At 62.5% G+C, this 13,493-nt stretch carries 14 protein-coding genes and 1 pseudogene; 9 read left to right on the forward strand and 6 right to left on the reverse strand.

The window, feature by feature from the left end:
* The first annotated feature begins 494 nt into the window (after positions 1-494).
* Positions 495-947 carry a universal stress protein gene (locus WA317_RS15315; RefSeq protein WP_425173839.1) on the forward strand — a complete coding sequence of 151 codons (453 nt, stop codon included), beginning with the start codon at positions 495-497 and terminating at the stop codon, positions 945-947.
* A gap of 69 nt (positions 948-1,016) precedes the next feature.
* Entirely contained in the window at positions 1,017-1,253 is a 237-nt protein-coding gene (locus WA317_RS15320) for a hypothetical protein (protein ID WP_425173840.1), read from the forward strand.
* 492 nt (positions 1,254-1,745) lie between these two features.
* Here the strand turns inward: WA317_RS15320 and WA317_RS15325 are convergent, their stop codons facing one another.
* The gene (locus WA317_RS15325) at positions 1,746-1,985 is read right to left on the reverse strand and encodes a hypothetical protein (RefSeq protein ID WP_425173841.1); all 240 of its coding nucleotides are present in this window, start codon (positions 1,983-1,985) and stop codon (positions 1,746-1,748) included.
* 688 nt (positions 1,986-2,673) lie between these two features.
* Here WA317_RS15325 and WA317_RS15330 point away from each other — a divergent pair.
* Positions 2,674-2,904 carry a hypothetical protein gene (locus WA317_RS15330; RefSeq protein WP_425173842.1) on the forward strand — a complete coding sequence of 77 codons (231 nt, stop codon included), beginning with the start codon at positions 2,674-2,676 and terminating at the stop codon, positions 2,902-2,904.
* A 15-nt stretch (positions 2,905-2,919) separates the two neighbouring features.
* Here WA317_RS15330 and WA317_RS15335 read toward each other — a convergent pair whose 3' ends face one another.
* The gene (locus tag WA317_RS15335; protein WP_425173843.1) at positions 2,920-3,591 is read right to left on the reverse strand and encodes an arsenate reductase ArsC; all 672 of its coding nucleotides are present in this window, start codon (positions 3,589-3,591) and stop codon (positions 2,920-2,922) included.
* A gap of 808 nt (positions 3,592-4,399) precedes the next feature.
* On the opposite strand from WA317_RS15335, the gene WA317_RS15340 reads away from it, so the two are divergent.
* Positions 4,400-4,888 carry a universal stress protein gene (locus WA317_RS15340; protein ID WP_425173844.1) on the forward strand — a complete coding sequence of 163 codons (489 nt, stop codon included), beginning with the start codon at positions 4,400-4,402 and terminating at the stop codon, positions 4,886-4,888.
* A gap of 358 nt (positions 4,889-5,246) precedes the next feature.
* Here WA317_RS15340 and WA317_RS15345 read toward each other — a convergent pair whose 3' ends face one another.
* The 3 genes from WA317_RS15345 to WA317_RS15355 all read right to left on the reverse strand — a co-directional run bounded on the left by WA317_RS15345 (position 5,247) and on the right by WA317_RS15355 (position 6,764).
* Positions 5,247-5,669: a hypothetical protein gene (locus WA317_RS15345; protein ID WP_425173845.1), complete on the reverse strand. Its 423-nt coding sequence runs from the start codon at positions 5,667-5,669 to the stop codon at positions 5,247-5,249.
* Between the two features lie 264 nt (positions 5,670-5,933).
* The gene (locus WA317_RS15350) at positions 5,934-6,197 is read right to left on the reverse strand and encodes a hypothetical protein (protein ID WP_425173846.1); all 264 of its coding nucleotides are present in this window, start codon (positions 6,195-6,197) and stop codon (positions 5,934-5,936) included.
* Positions 6,198-6,386: 189 nt separating this feature from the next.
* Positions 6,387-6,764, reverse strand: coding sequence for a hemophore-related protein (locus WA317_RS15355; RefSeq protein WP_425173847.1), 378 nt, complete (start codon positions 6,762-6,764; stop codon positions 6,387-6,389).
* A gap of 293 nt (positions 6,765-7,057) precedes the next feature.
* Here WA317_RS15355 and WA317_RS15360 point away from each other — a divergent pair, with 293 nt between their 5' ends.
* Complete coding sequence (locus tag WA317_RS15360) at positions 7,058-8,518, forward strand: sensor domain-containing protein (protein ID WP_425173848.1); 1,461 nt, start codon at positions 7,058-7,060, stop codon at positions 8,516-8,518.
* A gap of 116 nt (positions 8,519-8,634) precedes the next feature.
* Positions 8,635-9,138: a polyketide cyclase gene (locus tag WA317_RS15365; protein ID WP_425173849.1), complete on the forward strand. Its 504-nt coding sequence runs from the start codon at positions 8,635-8,637 to the stop codon at positions 9,136-9,138.
* Here WA317_RS15365 and WA317_RS15370 read toward each other — a convergent pair.
* Positions 9,135-11,279: a hypothetical protein gene (locus WA317_RS15370; RefSeq protein WP_425173850.1), complete on the reverse strand. Its 2,145-nt coding sequence runs from the start codon at positions 11,277-11,279 to the stop codon at positions 9,135-9,137. The genes WA317_RS15365 and WA317_RS15370 overlap by 4 nt on opposite strands.
* 145 nt (positions 11,280-11,424) lie before the next feature.
* Here WA317_RS15370 and WA317_RS15375 point away from each other — a divergent pair.
* From WA317_RS15375 to WA317_RS15385, 3 genes and pseudogenes are all read left to right on the forward strand, one after another.
* Positions 11,425-11,603 (forward strand): annotated as a pseudogene (locus WA317_RS15375) (peptidase); the annotation flags it as partial.
* 549 nt (positions 11,604-12,152) lie between these two features.
* On the forward strand, positions 12,153-12,662 hold the full coding sequence (locus WA317_RS15380; RefSeq protein ID WP_425173851.1) for a hypothetical protein: 510 nt from the start codon (positions 12,153-12,155) through the stop codon (positions 12,660-12,662).
* A 130-nt stretch (positions 12,663-12,792) separates the two neighbouring features.
* A partial coding sequence (locus WA317_RS15385) for an alpha/beta fold hydrolase (RefSeq protein WP_425173852.1) occupies positions 12,793-13,493 on the forward strand: 701 nt, incomplete at its 3' end.

The following is a 13,493-nucleotide window of genomic DNA, read 5'->3' on the forward strand; positions in this document are numbered from 1 at the left end:
CACCGGCAACCCACGTCCGATTGCAGCCCGAGGCCTTCGGCCTCAGATCGCCTCCATACCGTCTAGATTGCTGTTTTAGTTTCTCCAATTCGGTTTGCACCACATACGCACCACATACCTGATGTCAGTGCTCCGATTCCCAATCTCAGCTGCGCGGCATAGGGCTCGGCCCGTCGCCGCGGACGGAGTGCGGATGGAGTCGTGCGACCACTGGGGTGAATTGCGCCGCGCCGACTAGACGCGGAAACTGCCGGCATGCGCGACCTCGACACCATCTACTCCGAGCTGCGGCTGCTGGCAGCGGTGCGTCGCTCAATCCGACTGCATTTTCCCGATCGCGGGTGATCAAGCCCTCTATTCCCATACGCTGCCGTTCCATCGGGCCCACGTCATAAAAATGAGGACGAGCTTCAGGAAGTGGGGCAAATGATTTTGCGTGCGACTCTCGTAGCCGCAGCCGCTTCAGCTGGGATCAATACCGGAATCCTGGGCTAGTGAGCGCCTACCAGACCGTGGTGGTTGGCACCGACGGCTCGCAGACGTCGTTGCATGCGGTCGACCGCGCAGCAGAGATCGCCGCCGAGTCGAACGCGAAGTTGATCATTGCGACCGGGTACTCCGCCCAAAGGGACGATTTGCGCGCGGCCGACGCCCTGAAAGGCGAGGGCTACATGGTGAGGGGCAACGCGCCTATCTACGCGATCCTGCGCGACGCCAGTAATCGGGCGAAGTCGGCCGGTGTGAAGAATATCGAGGAGCGGCCGATGGAGGCTGCTCCGGTACAAGCGCTGGTGGACATCGCCGTGAAAGCCAACGCCGATCTGCTGGTAGTCGGCAATGTCGGACTGGACGCGCGCTACGCGATCCTCGGGCGGCTATTTTCGGTCCCCGGCAAAGTCTCGCGCCGGGCCAGAACGGACGTGCTGATTGTCCGCACCACCGGCTGACCTGTTTGACAGTTGGTGCTGGTTTCGAGTCGCCGCTAGGCGGCTTAAGAGAGAAGTAGAACTGAGCATATGAAAGAGGCCCCGGGAGGCACCGTGCGCCGCTCCGCTGAAGGCGCACTGCTGGTGCGCGAGTTCCGCGGCGATAAGGGGGGCTGGAAGCTGGTGCCGGCACAGTCCGAACACGTTGTGTTCTTTGGTGATCACGAGATCGACCCAACCTGGCTGGGGTGGCCGATCATCTGGTGCCCAGATGCGACTTTCCACGAACAGGACAACATCCGCCGCGCTCAAGGACGCCCCGCTTGAGCATGATGCACGCCAGGGCGACCGCCGTCTTCGCGAGTCCTGGGGAGCGCCTCGCTGAGCGGGTTAAGGGGGAAACCGGGACCGGAGGCGCTTGTTAAAACCCTCCCGTCTGAGCCATGTCCCGCGCGCCAGGCCTGGAAGGGCGAAACGCACTGCCGCGCGCGGCAGGTTTTATTAGGCCGACGAAAGATATACGCCAGGCGGCCGGTGCCCGACGCCACGACTGCATACAAGTCGTGGCACAAGTTCAATCCCAGTACCGCGCACCAGAGTTTGTGCACGTCAAAGGTATTTCTGATCTTCGTCGATCAGCGCGTGCCAGATACGTGCCAATACCATCTAGATTGGCTTCCCGGATCGCCCCGCGAACAGCCAACTGGCCGGTTGTGTCCACGCGACCACAAGGCAACAAAGTCGCGATTCTAGATTTCGCCCCGGCGCGGACGGCCTCATGAACGGTGACTAGTTGAGTTGACTGGCCGGCTGACCTGCTCACCACTCTCGGCGGCGCCGTTTGACCTGCTCACCGCTCGAAAAGCTAAATTCTGGACCATGTTCGAGGGTGAAGACCCACACAGTTGTGTTCATTTCCTCGGGGGGTTTTACATCGGCGTGGGTCTTCGGCTGTAAGTATGAGTAATTGTTCTTTACGCGGCCTTCATAGACGTCCTGTTTGCTCCATATGAAGTCGCCCTTTTCAATGCACTCCGGTGCCACCATCTCTGTGTTCATAGCGGGAGTATTTCACGCGAGCCGGTCCAGTACTGGCCGTGTGCGCCTGGATCTAACCGCGCCGACCGCCTCGCATTGGGCACCGAGCCTGGCTGACTTTGCGCTGTACTGAGCAGGGCAGCCACGCTTGGTCGACTATGCGCACGCTTGATGTCATCGACTCCGAGCTGCGCCTCATCGCGGCAGTGCGCCGAGCCGTCGACGCGGAAGGAGTTGGTGCGACCACTACATGATGGCCAGTTGATCGCGATAAGCAGCTAGCGCACCCGGCAGCGCAGTCGACATATCGCGCTCGGGCCGCGGTGCCACGTTCCGCCCGAAGAATGTTCGTTTCCTCACCCTTGTGCCAGCTCTCCAACGGAGCCCAGCGGCGGGTCAAACCGAGCGTTGGAGTGGCGAGAGGATCTCCACCAAGAGCCCAGGATGGGGCCTAGCCTTGTTGTCATGTCGCGCAACACTTATACCGGTTACAGCATCGGCTGCGCAGTCGTATGGGCTGTGATTCTGACTCTTATTGCAGTTACGAACCCCAACCGCCTACACACCTTCCTCTTGGTCGGCGGCGGGTGGCTGATCGGGTGGATTTCAGCGACGATTGCTAGGTCGGTTTATCCGCCGCCCAAACTGAAACTGCCGACGACACCTAAGTGACTTGCGCGCTACGGCCCGACGCTTACGCTTCGACACCATGCGGGATCCCGAGACGATCGACTCCGGACTACGGCTCATCGCTGCTGTGCGCCGTTCAATTCGCGAGCACGGTGGCGAGCCGTCGATTCGTCACGTCGATGCACTGCTCGATGAGCGCCTAGTGCACCGCGGCCGGGCCGGGCGGGGCGAGACATCGCAGTCGGGTCTAGCGGCGGCCCGCAGGCCACATTCCACCCAAGGCACCCTTATTGGCCACAGTTGGCGGTAGCGGGGTTTGTGCCGGTCAGGCCTGACGGGGGATTCCTAGCTCGGCGACTAGCCGGAGCACACGGCCTTCAATTTCGTCGCAGATGGGCCGCACGGCCGCTACATCTTTGCCGTCTGGGTCGTCGAGGACCCAGTCTTCGTACCGGCGCCCGGGCAAGGTTTTCGGGGCATCGCCGCAGCCCATGGCGATGATCACGTCGGCCGCTTCGAGAATCTCGTCGGTCCACGGTTTGGGGTATTCGTCGGCGAGGTCGATTCCGCGCTCGGCCATTACGGCGATGACGGCGGGGTTGATCTCGCCTTTGGGCTCCGAACCACCAGACCACGCCACGGCCGCGCCGCCGGCGAGACGGCTGAACATTCCCATGGCCATTTGGGATCGGCCCGCATTGTGGTTGCAAAGGAATAAAACGGCCGGCTTGCCCTCGGTTGATTTGCCTTCGGCCTTCGCCAGGGCGCGAAGTCGTTGCCGCGCGAAGCGCTCTGCCAGCAGTGTCAAGAAGTCGTGAACGTTCGCGCGGGCGGCTAACTGATCGTAGGAGGAGTACAGGAACCGTTCAATGGTTTCCGTACTGACAGTGCCTGTGAACTCGCTGTCCAACCGCAATGCTGCTGATTTCATCGCCCGCCGCTGGTCCATGGACAGCTCGATACGCAGGAGAGGATCGGCGGCAGCCTTGAATCTCATCGTTCGGCGTTCCGTTGTCTGGGGGTTGCAGCCAAGGATACGTTCCGGCGGGACCGCAGCACTACCGTAGTCTTTCCCCTGCGACGCCCGATCACATCGTTTTCGCTGTCAGTGCGGCGTATCTGCGAGTCCAGACCTAACGAGCGGGGCTAGTCGTCCCCGCCCCCGCCGCCATTTCATCCACCGCCGGCGCCCCCAGCCGCGCCTCCGCCACCCGTTCCGGTGGCGCCGGTACCCCCAGGACCCTGGGCGTCGGTTGGTTCGGGGCTAACAGCTCCGGGGCCGGGCCCGCCGGGTCCAGGTCCCGGAGGGTCGCAGTTATCGCCGTTGGGTTGGCTCGGCGGGCACGGAAAGTCCTGGAAGGATCCGGCCTGGGCCTGAGCATCGATTGCGGTGCCCATACCGGCCAAACCTAAGCCGGCGGTCATCATGATTGTCGCTGCCGCGCAGCTTACGGATTTGTTCATCCGCGTTTGTACCCCGAGCGACGTGGGGGTGAAACGGGGCGACGTGGACAACCCGAAAGCGGTCCGGCTATGCCCGGCGCGCCAAGCCTGAAAGGGCAAAACACACTCGCGCGCGGGAGGTTGGGTTATGCCGGGAATAGGTAGAGCCACGGGATAGGTACGCCCGATGCTGTGATGCCACCGAAGTGACATCGGTGGTCGGGGTGTCGCGCACGCTCTCGGCCGAAGAGTGCTGGACTGTTACCAAAGCCGATGCGCGCCACGATGTCGCCAAACCGATCCATCCTGAATCAGCAAGCGTTAGTGTCTTGTGTCGTCGCAACTGACTGCTGGGAGGCGACATGTGCAGCTATCGGGTAGTGGTTGTCGGGACGGACGGCTCAGTCTCGTCAATGCGTGCGGTCGATCGCGCAGGTGCGGTCGCCGCGGAAAATAACGCGAAGCTGATCGTCGCGAGCGCCCATCTCCCCAATGTGGAGAAGGGAGGCTGGTCAAAACCACCCCGGCCGGATCGCGTGATTGACTCCCGCGCCGAGGACGCCCTCGGGGACGCGGGCTACAAGATGCACGGGCGCGCCCCCGTATATGAGATCCTTCGGAAGGCCCGCGATCGAGCGAAGACCGCGGGCGCCCAGGACATCGAAGAGCGGGCGCTTGTCGGCGCGCCAGTCGATGTACTGGTGCATCTGGCCGAGGAGGTCAATGCGGACCTGCTCGTCGTCGGCAATGTGGGACTGGGCACGGTCGCCGGGCGGCTACTGGGATCGGTCCCAGCTAACCTCTCCCGCAGGGCCAAGGCCGACGTGCTGATCGTCCAAACCGCCGGATAGGCCCCGCCGGGCAGTCCCAGGCCTGATCGCTCGCCACTCCGTCGAAGTGGGTTTAAACGAAGGTCCGCGCACCAACCCGTGAGCCTTTCCAAGGTCGCCAGCGCCTTCATCCTCTTGGGCGACAATGCCGCCCCTGCCGCGCCTCACCGCGCCGACTGAGGACGCCGAGACGCCGTGCGTGTTCCAATCACAAAGCTTCTGCCGACTGAGGCCGAACTGCTCATCAGCTAGTCGGGTTTCACTAACTAAATCCCAGTACATGCACAACTAAAAGTGCTCGTCAATTGCGCCTCATAGTCCTCAGCTTCGATTTCTTGCTCACCGCGGGGGCGCACCGTTATTCGTCGACGGTTGCGGTCTAGCGGATGAGCCGACGCACGCTTCTCACCGAGCCGCGGAACGCATATAGGGCCGACAGGGCGCAGACAGCAATCAAGACGATGAACATTGGAAGCCAATTGTCTCGGTGGTGACTCACGTGCCACCAGACGAAGGTGAACAACACCGCGTTGGCCAGCAGGACGATGTCGCGCCAGTTGCCCTGATACGAAGTCGCCGCCGACCTCAATTGGTGGCTTCTTTCGGCGGCGGACACCAAGTCGTCGATGCGTCGTTCAACCGTTCGCAAGAGCGCTGCCCGGCGGCTTGCCTGATCCGCAGGCAGGCGCTCCAGCAGATCGAGGTCCTGGTTGATTGCGCTGCGGTAGTCCGGGCCTCTCACTTGCCCGGCAGCGGTCGCCAACAGCACGCCGCCGAGGATTGGAGCGGTGTTTATTGCCATTGCACTCAAAACCAGCCATGTGATGTCTTCCTTTCGTTCCTGGGGGCGCACATCGTCTCATTCGACCGGCACCTGTGCCCCGGACGCCCGTCCGGGGACTTTCGCGGTCACGGCATCGGCGGCTAATCAGCACGCTGCTCGCTGGTCGATAGCGACGCCGAGCGGTATGTCGTGGTCGATGGTTCGGAGCTCCGCGCGGCGTGCTCTCAGCGCTGTGAGGAAGGTGCAGCGGCGCCACGCCGGAAAGGGAGTTCGCACTGATCATCACAGAACCGCGATACCGTCAGGCGCGTGACGGACGATGACATCGTTGAGGACGTTGTTGGGGACATGGAGAGGTATTTCGACGAGCACTGTCCCGACGAAGTTCAGGTTCCTGACAGCATCAGCGATGATGAAGCGGTGCGGGCGGTCCAACATCAGTATGGACAGGCCGGGTTTGAGTGCCTTGAAGAGCAAGCGCGCGAGATAGTGCAAGAAGCCCGAAGCCACAGCAGCTAAACAGTACTGGTAGTCGTTGCTTAACAACGTCTTTACGTTTGCTCGAAGAATTACCCCTCGGATAAAACCTTCTGGCGTTCGCCAGGCCGCGAGAGCCCGACCCTGCAAATTTTTTGCGCCCAAGGCTGACGCCGACCCAACCTCACAACGCATTTCGGTAAGCAAGTGCGCACTGTACCCCGATGGCTGAGAGGTGTTGCTATACCGCGCTTCTGCTCAGTAGTTGTTGCAGGTGTTGGCGACCTGCAGGAGAAGTCCAGCGTACTGCTGAATGTACTGCTGAGATTCCGGCCTGCTCTGTAGTTCCTGGGCTATCTGCTGGCGCTCATCCGGCGACGAATCGAGGAATCCACGCAACGCGCCCTTTGCCGACGGCGATGCGTTCAGTTGCGCGGCAGCTGCTGGCGATTGCGCATTGAGTGCCGACACCACCTGCGAGTAATTGCATGTGGTGTTGATGACCGGCCCCAGATCGGGATCTGCGGACGCGACGACGGTCCCAGCGGTCAACGACAATGCCAGACCACCAACGGCGGCAGGCAATCTGATCAGCGAAAGGGTAACCATTTCTAAAAGCCTTTCCAACCCGCGCACCGCCTAAAGCTAGACGCCACCAACACCACGTTAGCGTGGAAAATCGCCACCAGTTGGGTATGGCCGCCGGGACAAGAGCATGGGCTGGTTTCGACGAGCGCCCCGGTGTGTGCACCTAGTCGACGCCCGCGCGGGACAACGGCGGCATCGCCCTGCGAGGGCTGACAGCGCCACATCTGGACAGGTCACACCGCCCTTGCACGCTTACGACATGCGCCCGCCCGAACCGTGCCTGAGGATTAAGACATCCCTGATATGCGATCGCGTCATTAGACGGTCAGCTGGAGGTCTACATGCCCGTGTCGTCGTGTTCCACCCGCTGGCTTGCCCTCGCGGTGACAGCGGTGCTGTTGTTCGCTGCCGCGTGTTCGTCGAAGTCGAGCGCGGCACAAGTCGTCGCGCCCGATCACCTGGACGCCATCCTGCTCTCGGCGCCCGAGGTCAACATCGTCATGGTCGCTACGGCGATGCAGTCGGATCCGGTCAGCGACATCACCGCGAAGGCCGTGCAATCGATCTCCATCCAAGATTGTCTCGGCGCCATCTATGGCGCTGAAGTGGCGGTTTACCGCGGGAGCCAATTCACCTCGATCAGCCGTGACCAGATTCATGAACCCGGGGACACGCCCGGCCATCTGGTCGATCAGGCAGCGGTCAGTTTCGCCTCCACCGCCGATGCCGTCGACTTCGTCACGGGTTCGCTGGCGAAGTGGAAAAGCTGCGCCGGGAAGACCGTCACCACCACTGAAGACGGCAACGCCACCGCCGGCTGGCAATTGGGCTCACCCGGCGGTAGCGCGCCGAAGATCACCACCATCGCCACTCAAGTCGGCGGCAAAGGCTGGATTTGCCAGCGTGCGCTCAACGCGGTCTCCAACGTCGTTCTCGACGTCACCGCGTGCGACAAGAACATCACCGACCAGGCCGCACAAATCGTCGACAAGATGGCGGCGAAAGTATCCCGATACGAGTCAGCGCCAACGCCGCAACCGACTCCGGCGACCCAGACCACCGTGCCCTTCAGCGGTCTCTTCTCGCCCAGCAATGTGGCCGTCGACACCGCAGGCAACCTCTACGTCACCGACAGTGGAAACCACCGAGTGCTCAAACTGGCGGCAACGACACATAGCCAAACCGAGCTGCCGTTCACCGGTCTGGACAACCCGAACGGCCTGGCCGTAGACACCGGCGGCAACGTGTACATCACCGACACCGCCACCGGCCAGGTACTCGAGCTCGCCGCGGGCTCCGACCACCAGATCCCGCTACCGTTCACCGGTCTTAAGTCCCCTGCCGGTATCTGCCTGGACACCCAAGGCAACGTGTACGTCTCCGACTACGCCATGGACAAAGTCTTCAAGTTGGCGGCCGGCTCGAACCACCAGACTGAAGTGCCGGTCACCGGCCTCAACGAACCTGATGGGATACAAGCGGATTCGGCAGGCAACGTCTATGTCGCCGACGGCGGAAACAACCGGGTGCTCGAGTGGGTGGCCGGCTCCGGCACCACAACCGCGCTCCCCTTCGCCGGGCTGAGTGACCCGGCCGACGTCACCGTCGCCAGCTCAGGCAACGTCTATGTCACCAATCATCACAACAATCGCGTGTACAAACTGCCGAGCGGTTCCAACCACCCGACCGAATTGACCTTCGCCGGGCTCAGCGACCCCACCTCGTCCGCTGTCGACAGCACCGGGACCATCTACGTCACCGACAGCAACAATGACCGAGTCGTCAAGCTACTGCCGCACTAGGTTCGACCTCTTGCGGATGCAGGTGGACGGCCCGCTGACCGGACTGCACGCCATCCGGAACCCGTCCCCCACCGTAAGGTGAGTGCCAATTCCGTCGACGCCGACCGTGAGGGCCCATGAGCGAACGCATCGAGATCGAACGCACCATCACGGCGCCCGCCCCGGACATCTTCGCCGTCCTGTGTGACCCACAGGGCCACGTCGCCATCGACGCGTCCGGCATGCTCCAGGACGCCGACGGCGATCCGGTCAGCGCTGCCGGCGACAGCTTCGTCGTCCATATGGACCGCGAAGCACTCAACGACTTCCCCGAGATGGGCAGGTACGACGTCACGGTCAGCATCACGAATTTTAAGCAGGATCGGCTGATCTCCTGGACCGTACTCGGCCAAATCCGTCCACAGATCGGTCACGTGTACGGCTACCGGCTCCAGCCCCGTGACGACGACGCGGCCACTGTGGTCACGTCTTTTTACGACTGGTCGGAGATCGACCAGAAGTGGCGGGACCTGAACATCTTCCCGGTGGTGTCGGAGGGCGCCTTGCGGGCGACTCTGGGCATCCTCGACCGCACGGTGCGCCGAGGTTATCCGCGGAGACAGCGAATGAGCGGAAGCTAATCTGTCGTCGCATCAGGTGAGCAGTGCGGCAGCCGGTGCAGCTCGTCGGGATCGCCGCCTTCCACCCGCAAGTAGCGTTGACCTTTCTCTGTGGTCGCAATACCGATAGCCCGCTCCTCGGCATCGGCGCCGTCCTGACCCGCAAGCAGCTGCAACTCGCCGGATTCGACGTACAACAACGCGTCGTCGTTGGAGAGCTGCCAGGAGTGACCATCGCCGGGCCATTGGCCGCCGACCAGCCGAAGATCGCCGCGGCCGCCTTCGCCCTCCTCCTCGTCCCCGTCGAATGCAGTCACACAACTCACCCAAAGCTTCCCCGGCAGCGGCCGGAAGTACACCGCCAGGCGCTGGCGGTTGAGGTTTGCGCTGACCGGTATTCCGATCGGGGGCAGCGACGTGCCCTCGGGACGGTCGTTCAGCGATTTCTTGACCTGACGCGACCCGACTCCGGTGCCGAACCAGTCGACGGTCAGCACAGTGGTCAGGTACTGCACGATGCCCAAGGTCAGCAGCCCGCCGGCACCGAGGGCCCCGAGCCCCGCAGCGCCGGCGACCGAGGTGACCGGGAGTGCAAGCAAACCCACGAGCGCCGCGGTGCCCGCAGCTGCGGCGGCCTTGCCGGCCAACGTCAGGCTGAAGTCCGGCTTGACCTCTGGCTCGGGTGGGTGCTGCGTCGGTCGCACTCCTACCGTCCTCGGCAGCTCGTCGAACTGCTCGCTGACCCGCTTGACCTCTGCCTCGTAGTCTTGCCCGGTGAGCTCGCCTGCGCGCTTCTTGTCGCCCGCCGTGCTCAGTGCCTGCTCGAGCTTCTCGACCGTTCCGACGCCGGCCAGCCAGGGCTCCTTATCGGTGGGGTCGCGCGGAATGGCGTCCAGGCCCATCTCGTAGGTCACCTTGAACGTGGCCTTGAAGTCATAAAGCTTGCTGTCGGCACTCACAGTGCCGTCGATGACCAATCGGCCGTCTTGGGTTCGCGGCACTATGTCGGCGTCGAGCGCGTCGAGGCTGCGGTCCTGGCCGCCGATGTCGATCGTCTTCGGACCCTCCAGGACACAGGGTGCGTCGGCGGCGAAGTCGCTTTCTTCGAGGTCGAAGCTCTTCATGACGGTGTCACGGACTTGGCGGAGGATGCTCCACCCGGTGACGGCCAATCCCGTCTTCTCGTGCGGGTTCTCGGCGAGGATGGAGGCGGGCAGGTCCTCGCCCGGCGGCAGCGCACGCAGTGTGTGCAGTTGCACGACCAAAGACTCTTCGGTGACTTCACCGACGTCGAAGCGGTGCACGATGGCGTCGAGGGCTTTGACTGTGCTGTCGTCCTGTGCGTCGGGGTCGACGTCCAGCGGTTCGGGCAGCAGTGTGACGATGCCGTCCTCCCCCATCTTGGCGACCTCTGGGCGGACCGAGTCGCTGATCTGGGCGGCCAGCGAGTCGAGCACCCTGGTTCTGGCCTCGTCGTCGGAGAGGCTCGGATGCTGCAGTTTCTCCAAATTGACCATCAATTCCCCGGCGATGCTGTGGGTGATCCAATACGCCTCGGCGTAGTCCAGTTCCCAGCTGATCCGCGGATCTTGTCCGGTGAAAGCGGTATCGCCGTCGGGACGGCGCTCGACGTGGGACCCGAATAGCTGCGCGGCGTATTTGTCGGCCGGTGCAGTGGCCACGAGCACCGGAGCATCCTGCGTGGCGAAGTTCAGCGCAATTGTCTGCTTTCCCGGCTCGACTTCGTGCGGCTCGAGTTGATCGTGAATCGTCAACCGACCGAACAACGGAATCTCGTTATACGGAATCTCGCGCGACTCCCCGGCGCGTGGACCGTCCGGAATGGTGATAGTTGCCGGCGGCAATGACACCAGCGGAATGCAGGTGACCGAATCAATGACGATTTTCGAGTTGAAGACGACGAGGTCAATCGCGAAGTGGCGCAACGGGTCACGTGCTTCGTCGTCACTCTTTTCCTGCCATAAGCGCTGCTGCGAGTCGAGGACGAACCAGACCCGATCCAACGTCAGGTCGAGTGTGGCCGTCGCGGAGTATCCGGTCCCGTCGACGGATTGCGTGTAGGTGTCGCCGCTGAACATCTCGACCGTCTGGTCCTGAACGCGTTCGCGATGGATCTCGATGATGGTGTCTGGGCGTTTCATGTCGGACTCCAGTACTTCAGGCCGCACACGCGGTGCTGCGGGTCTCCGGCTGAGTCGATATCAGTATCTACAAGCGGGGCGTTGTTGCTGCGTCTGTACCCGGAATGGAATTCGACAACTCGTGAAGTTTTCGCAAGGTTCAGCGGCGGACTGCTTTGCCGGTGTGTACCTGCGCTGGATGGCTGAGGGCACTCGCCGCGGTTCACCATGAACACCACCGACGGCCTTGATCACGTGCTGGCCGGCGGGATCACCTTGCGCGACCCCGTCGACGAACCCGAGTTCGGCCGTGATGCGCACGGCTCGGCGCTCGACCGTGTCGCGCTTCGGCGGTCCTGCTGGGCGGCGTCTCGCGGCTGCTCGGCATGGTCAACAAAGTGCACCGTCCGCGCTGACACCGCGCTTGGTCCCCGTCGCGCGGGGGAAGGAGCCGACAACCGATACCGCCGGTAGCTCATGTCAATTTGGACACATGTTTGCCACGGCAGCTGCGTGGGAACCGCTTGGTCCGCCCGCGGGTGGCATCATGTGTCTCGTGTTGTTCGAATTGCATAGGTCCCTTGTCCTCTTGCGGAATCGCGCGCGCCAATTTCGGCGTGCGCCTTCACAAGCGATGTCCAGGTTCGGGTCAGCCAGAAGAAGTGGCGGCTCCTAGCTTTCCTTGGCGAAGAGAAACTAGCTGCTACACAACGTCGTCCGGTTATTCAGCTCGGAGTCAGGTTGCCACGCAGGAGCCTTCGACCGCAGGACATTCCCAGATTAACGGTGTCATCCCGGTGGCCTCCCACCAGATTTACGGTTAAATTCCGGCTATGACCAGGTAAGACGGGCAAGCTGAACCGACTCACCGGAGACCCGGCGTACCCTGCATGCGTGCGCCACGTCACCTGGCTGTGCGCCAGCGTCGTGGTCCTCGGGGCCGGTCCGCTGGTCAGCTGTTCGGTTCCCCTCACGTACTCAGCGCCTGCCACCTTCACAGTGAGCAACGAATCGGTCTCCGAAGCGATCGAGCAAGTGATGACTCTCAACTCGATGGTGAAAATCGACGGGAAACCCGATGTGGAATGCGCCGGTGAGACGCGGTGCAGCATCGCTTACGCCATTGAACAGTCGCTGGGCGGCTCCAGCAATTGGGAAGACAACGAGCTGATCCGGCCGACTCGCCACATCTGGCAGACGCTGTTCGCCGACCCGAAATTTCAGTCCGGCACCATCACCGTCAGCGGCCCGCAAATATCGAATGCCAGTGCGATGCAGCCCTACTACACGCTGAGTTGCGACCGGCGACAAACCGCCCACGTCGACTGGTCGGACATCGACGGCTGGGGCCTACGGCGAAGTTGCGACTATTCACCGCTGATCGGCGGAATGCCCGGCACCTAAAGCACAAGCGTCCGATGCAATTCGACGACCCTGCGATGAGGTGGTAATCCTGATGCCAGTGCAGTCACCGCAGCCGAATGGGCGACCGGAATGGGTCGATGATGAGCTGTTTCCTTTCCGGAGTCGATTCGTGCCATTAAGCGGGAACGTCGTTCACTACGTCGACGAGGGGCGCGGACCAATTCTGCTGATGCTGCACGGCAACCCCACTTGGTCTTTTGTGTACCGAGAGGTGATCGCCGCATTGTCGAAATTTTTCCGATGCATTGCCCTCGACTACCCGGGGTTCGGTCTCTCGACCGCCGGACCTGGGTATGCCTTTCATCCCGCGGACCATGCGAATGTCGTCTCCGAGTTCATCGAGCATCTTGATCTGAGCAGCGCGACTTTGGTCGTCCAGGACTGGGGCGGCCCAATCGGTTTGACTGCGGCACTACGTTGCCCGGACCGGTTCTCGGGCTTCGTCGTGGGAAACACCTGGGCGTGGCCCGTCAACGGAGACTTTCACTTTGAGGCGTTCTCTGGCTTCATGGGCGGACCGATCGGCCGCCTGTTGATCCGGCGACTCAACGTCTTCGTCAACGTCCTGATACCTGCCGGGCATCGGCGGAGGAAGCTCAGTCAGGCGGAGATGAGGCATTACCGCCGAGCGCTGCCCACACCGGAAAGGCGCATGTCAAGCGCAGTCTTCCCGAAAGACATCATCGCCGCCCGCTCGTTCTTAACCGACTTGGAAAGCGGCCTGGAGTCGCTGGTCGACGTGCCGACGCTGCTCGTCTGGGGTGACGCCGACATCGCCTTCCGGATGAAGGAACTTCACCGCTGGGAGGG

The organism is Mycobacterium sp. (assembly GCF_049802695.1).
GTDB lineage: Bacteria > Actinomycetota > Actinomycetes > Mycobacteriales > Mycobacteriaceae > Mycobacterium.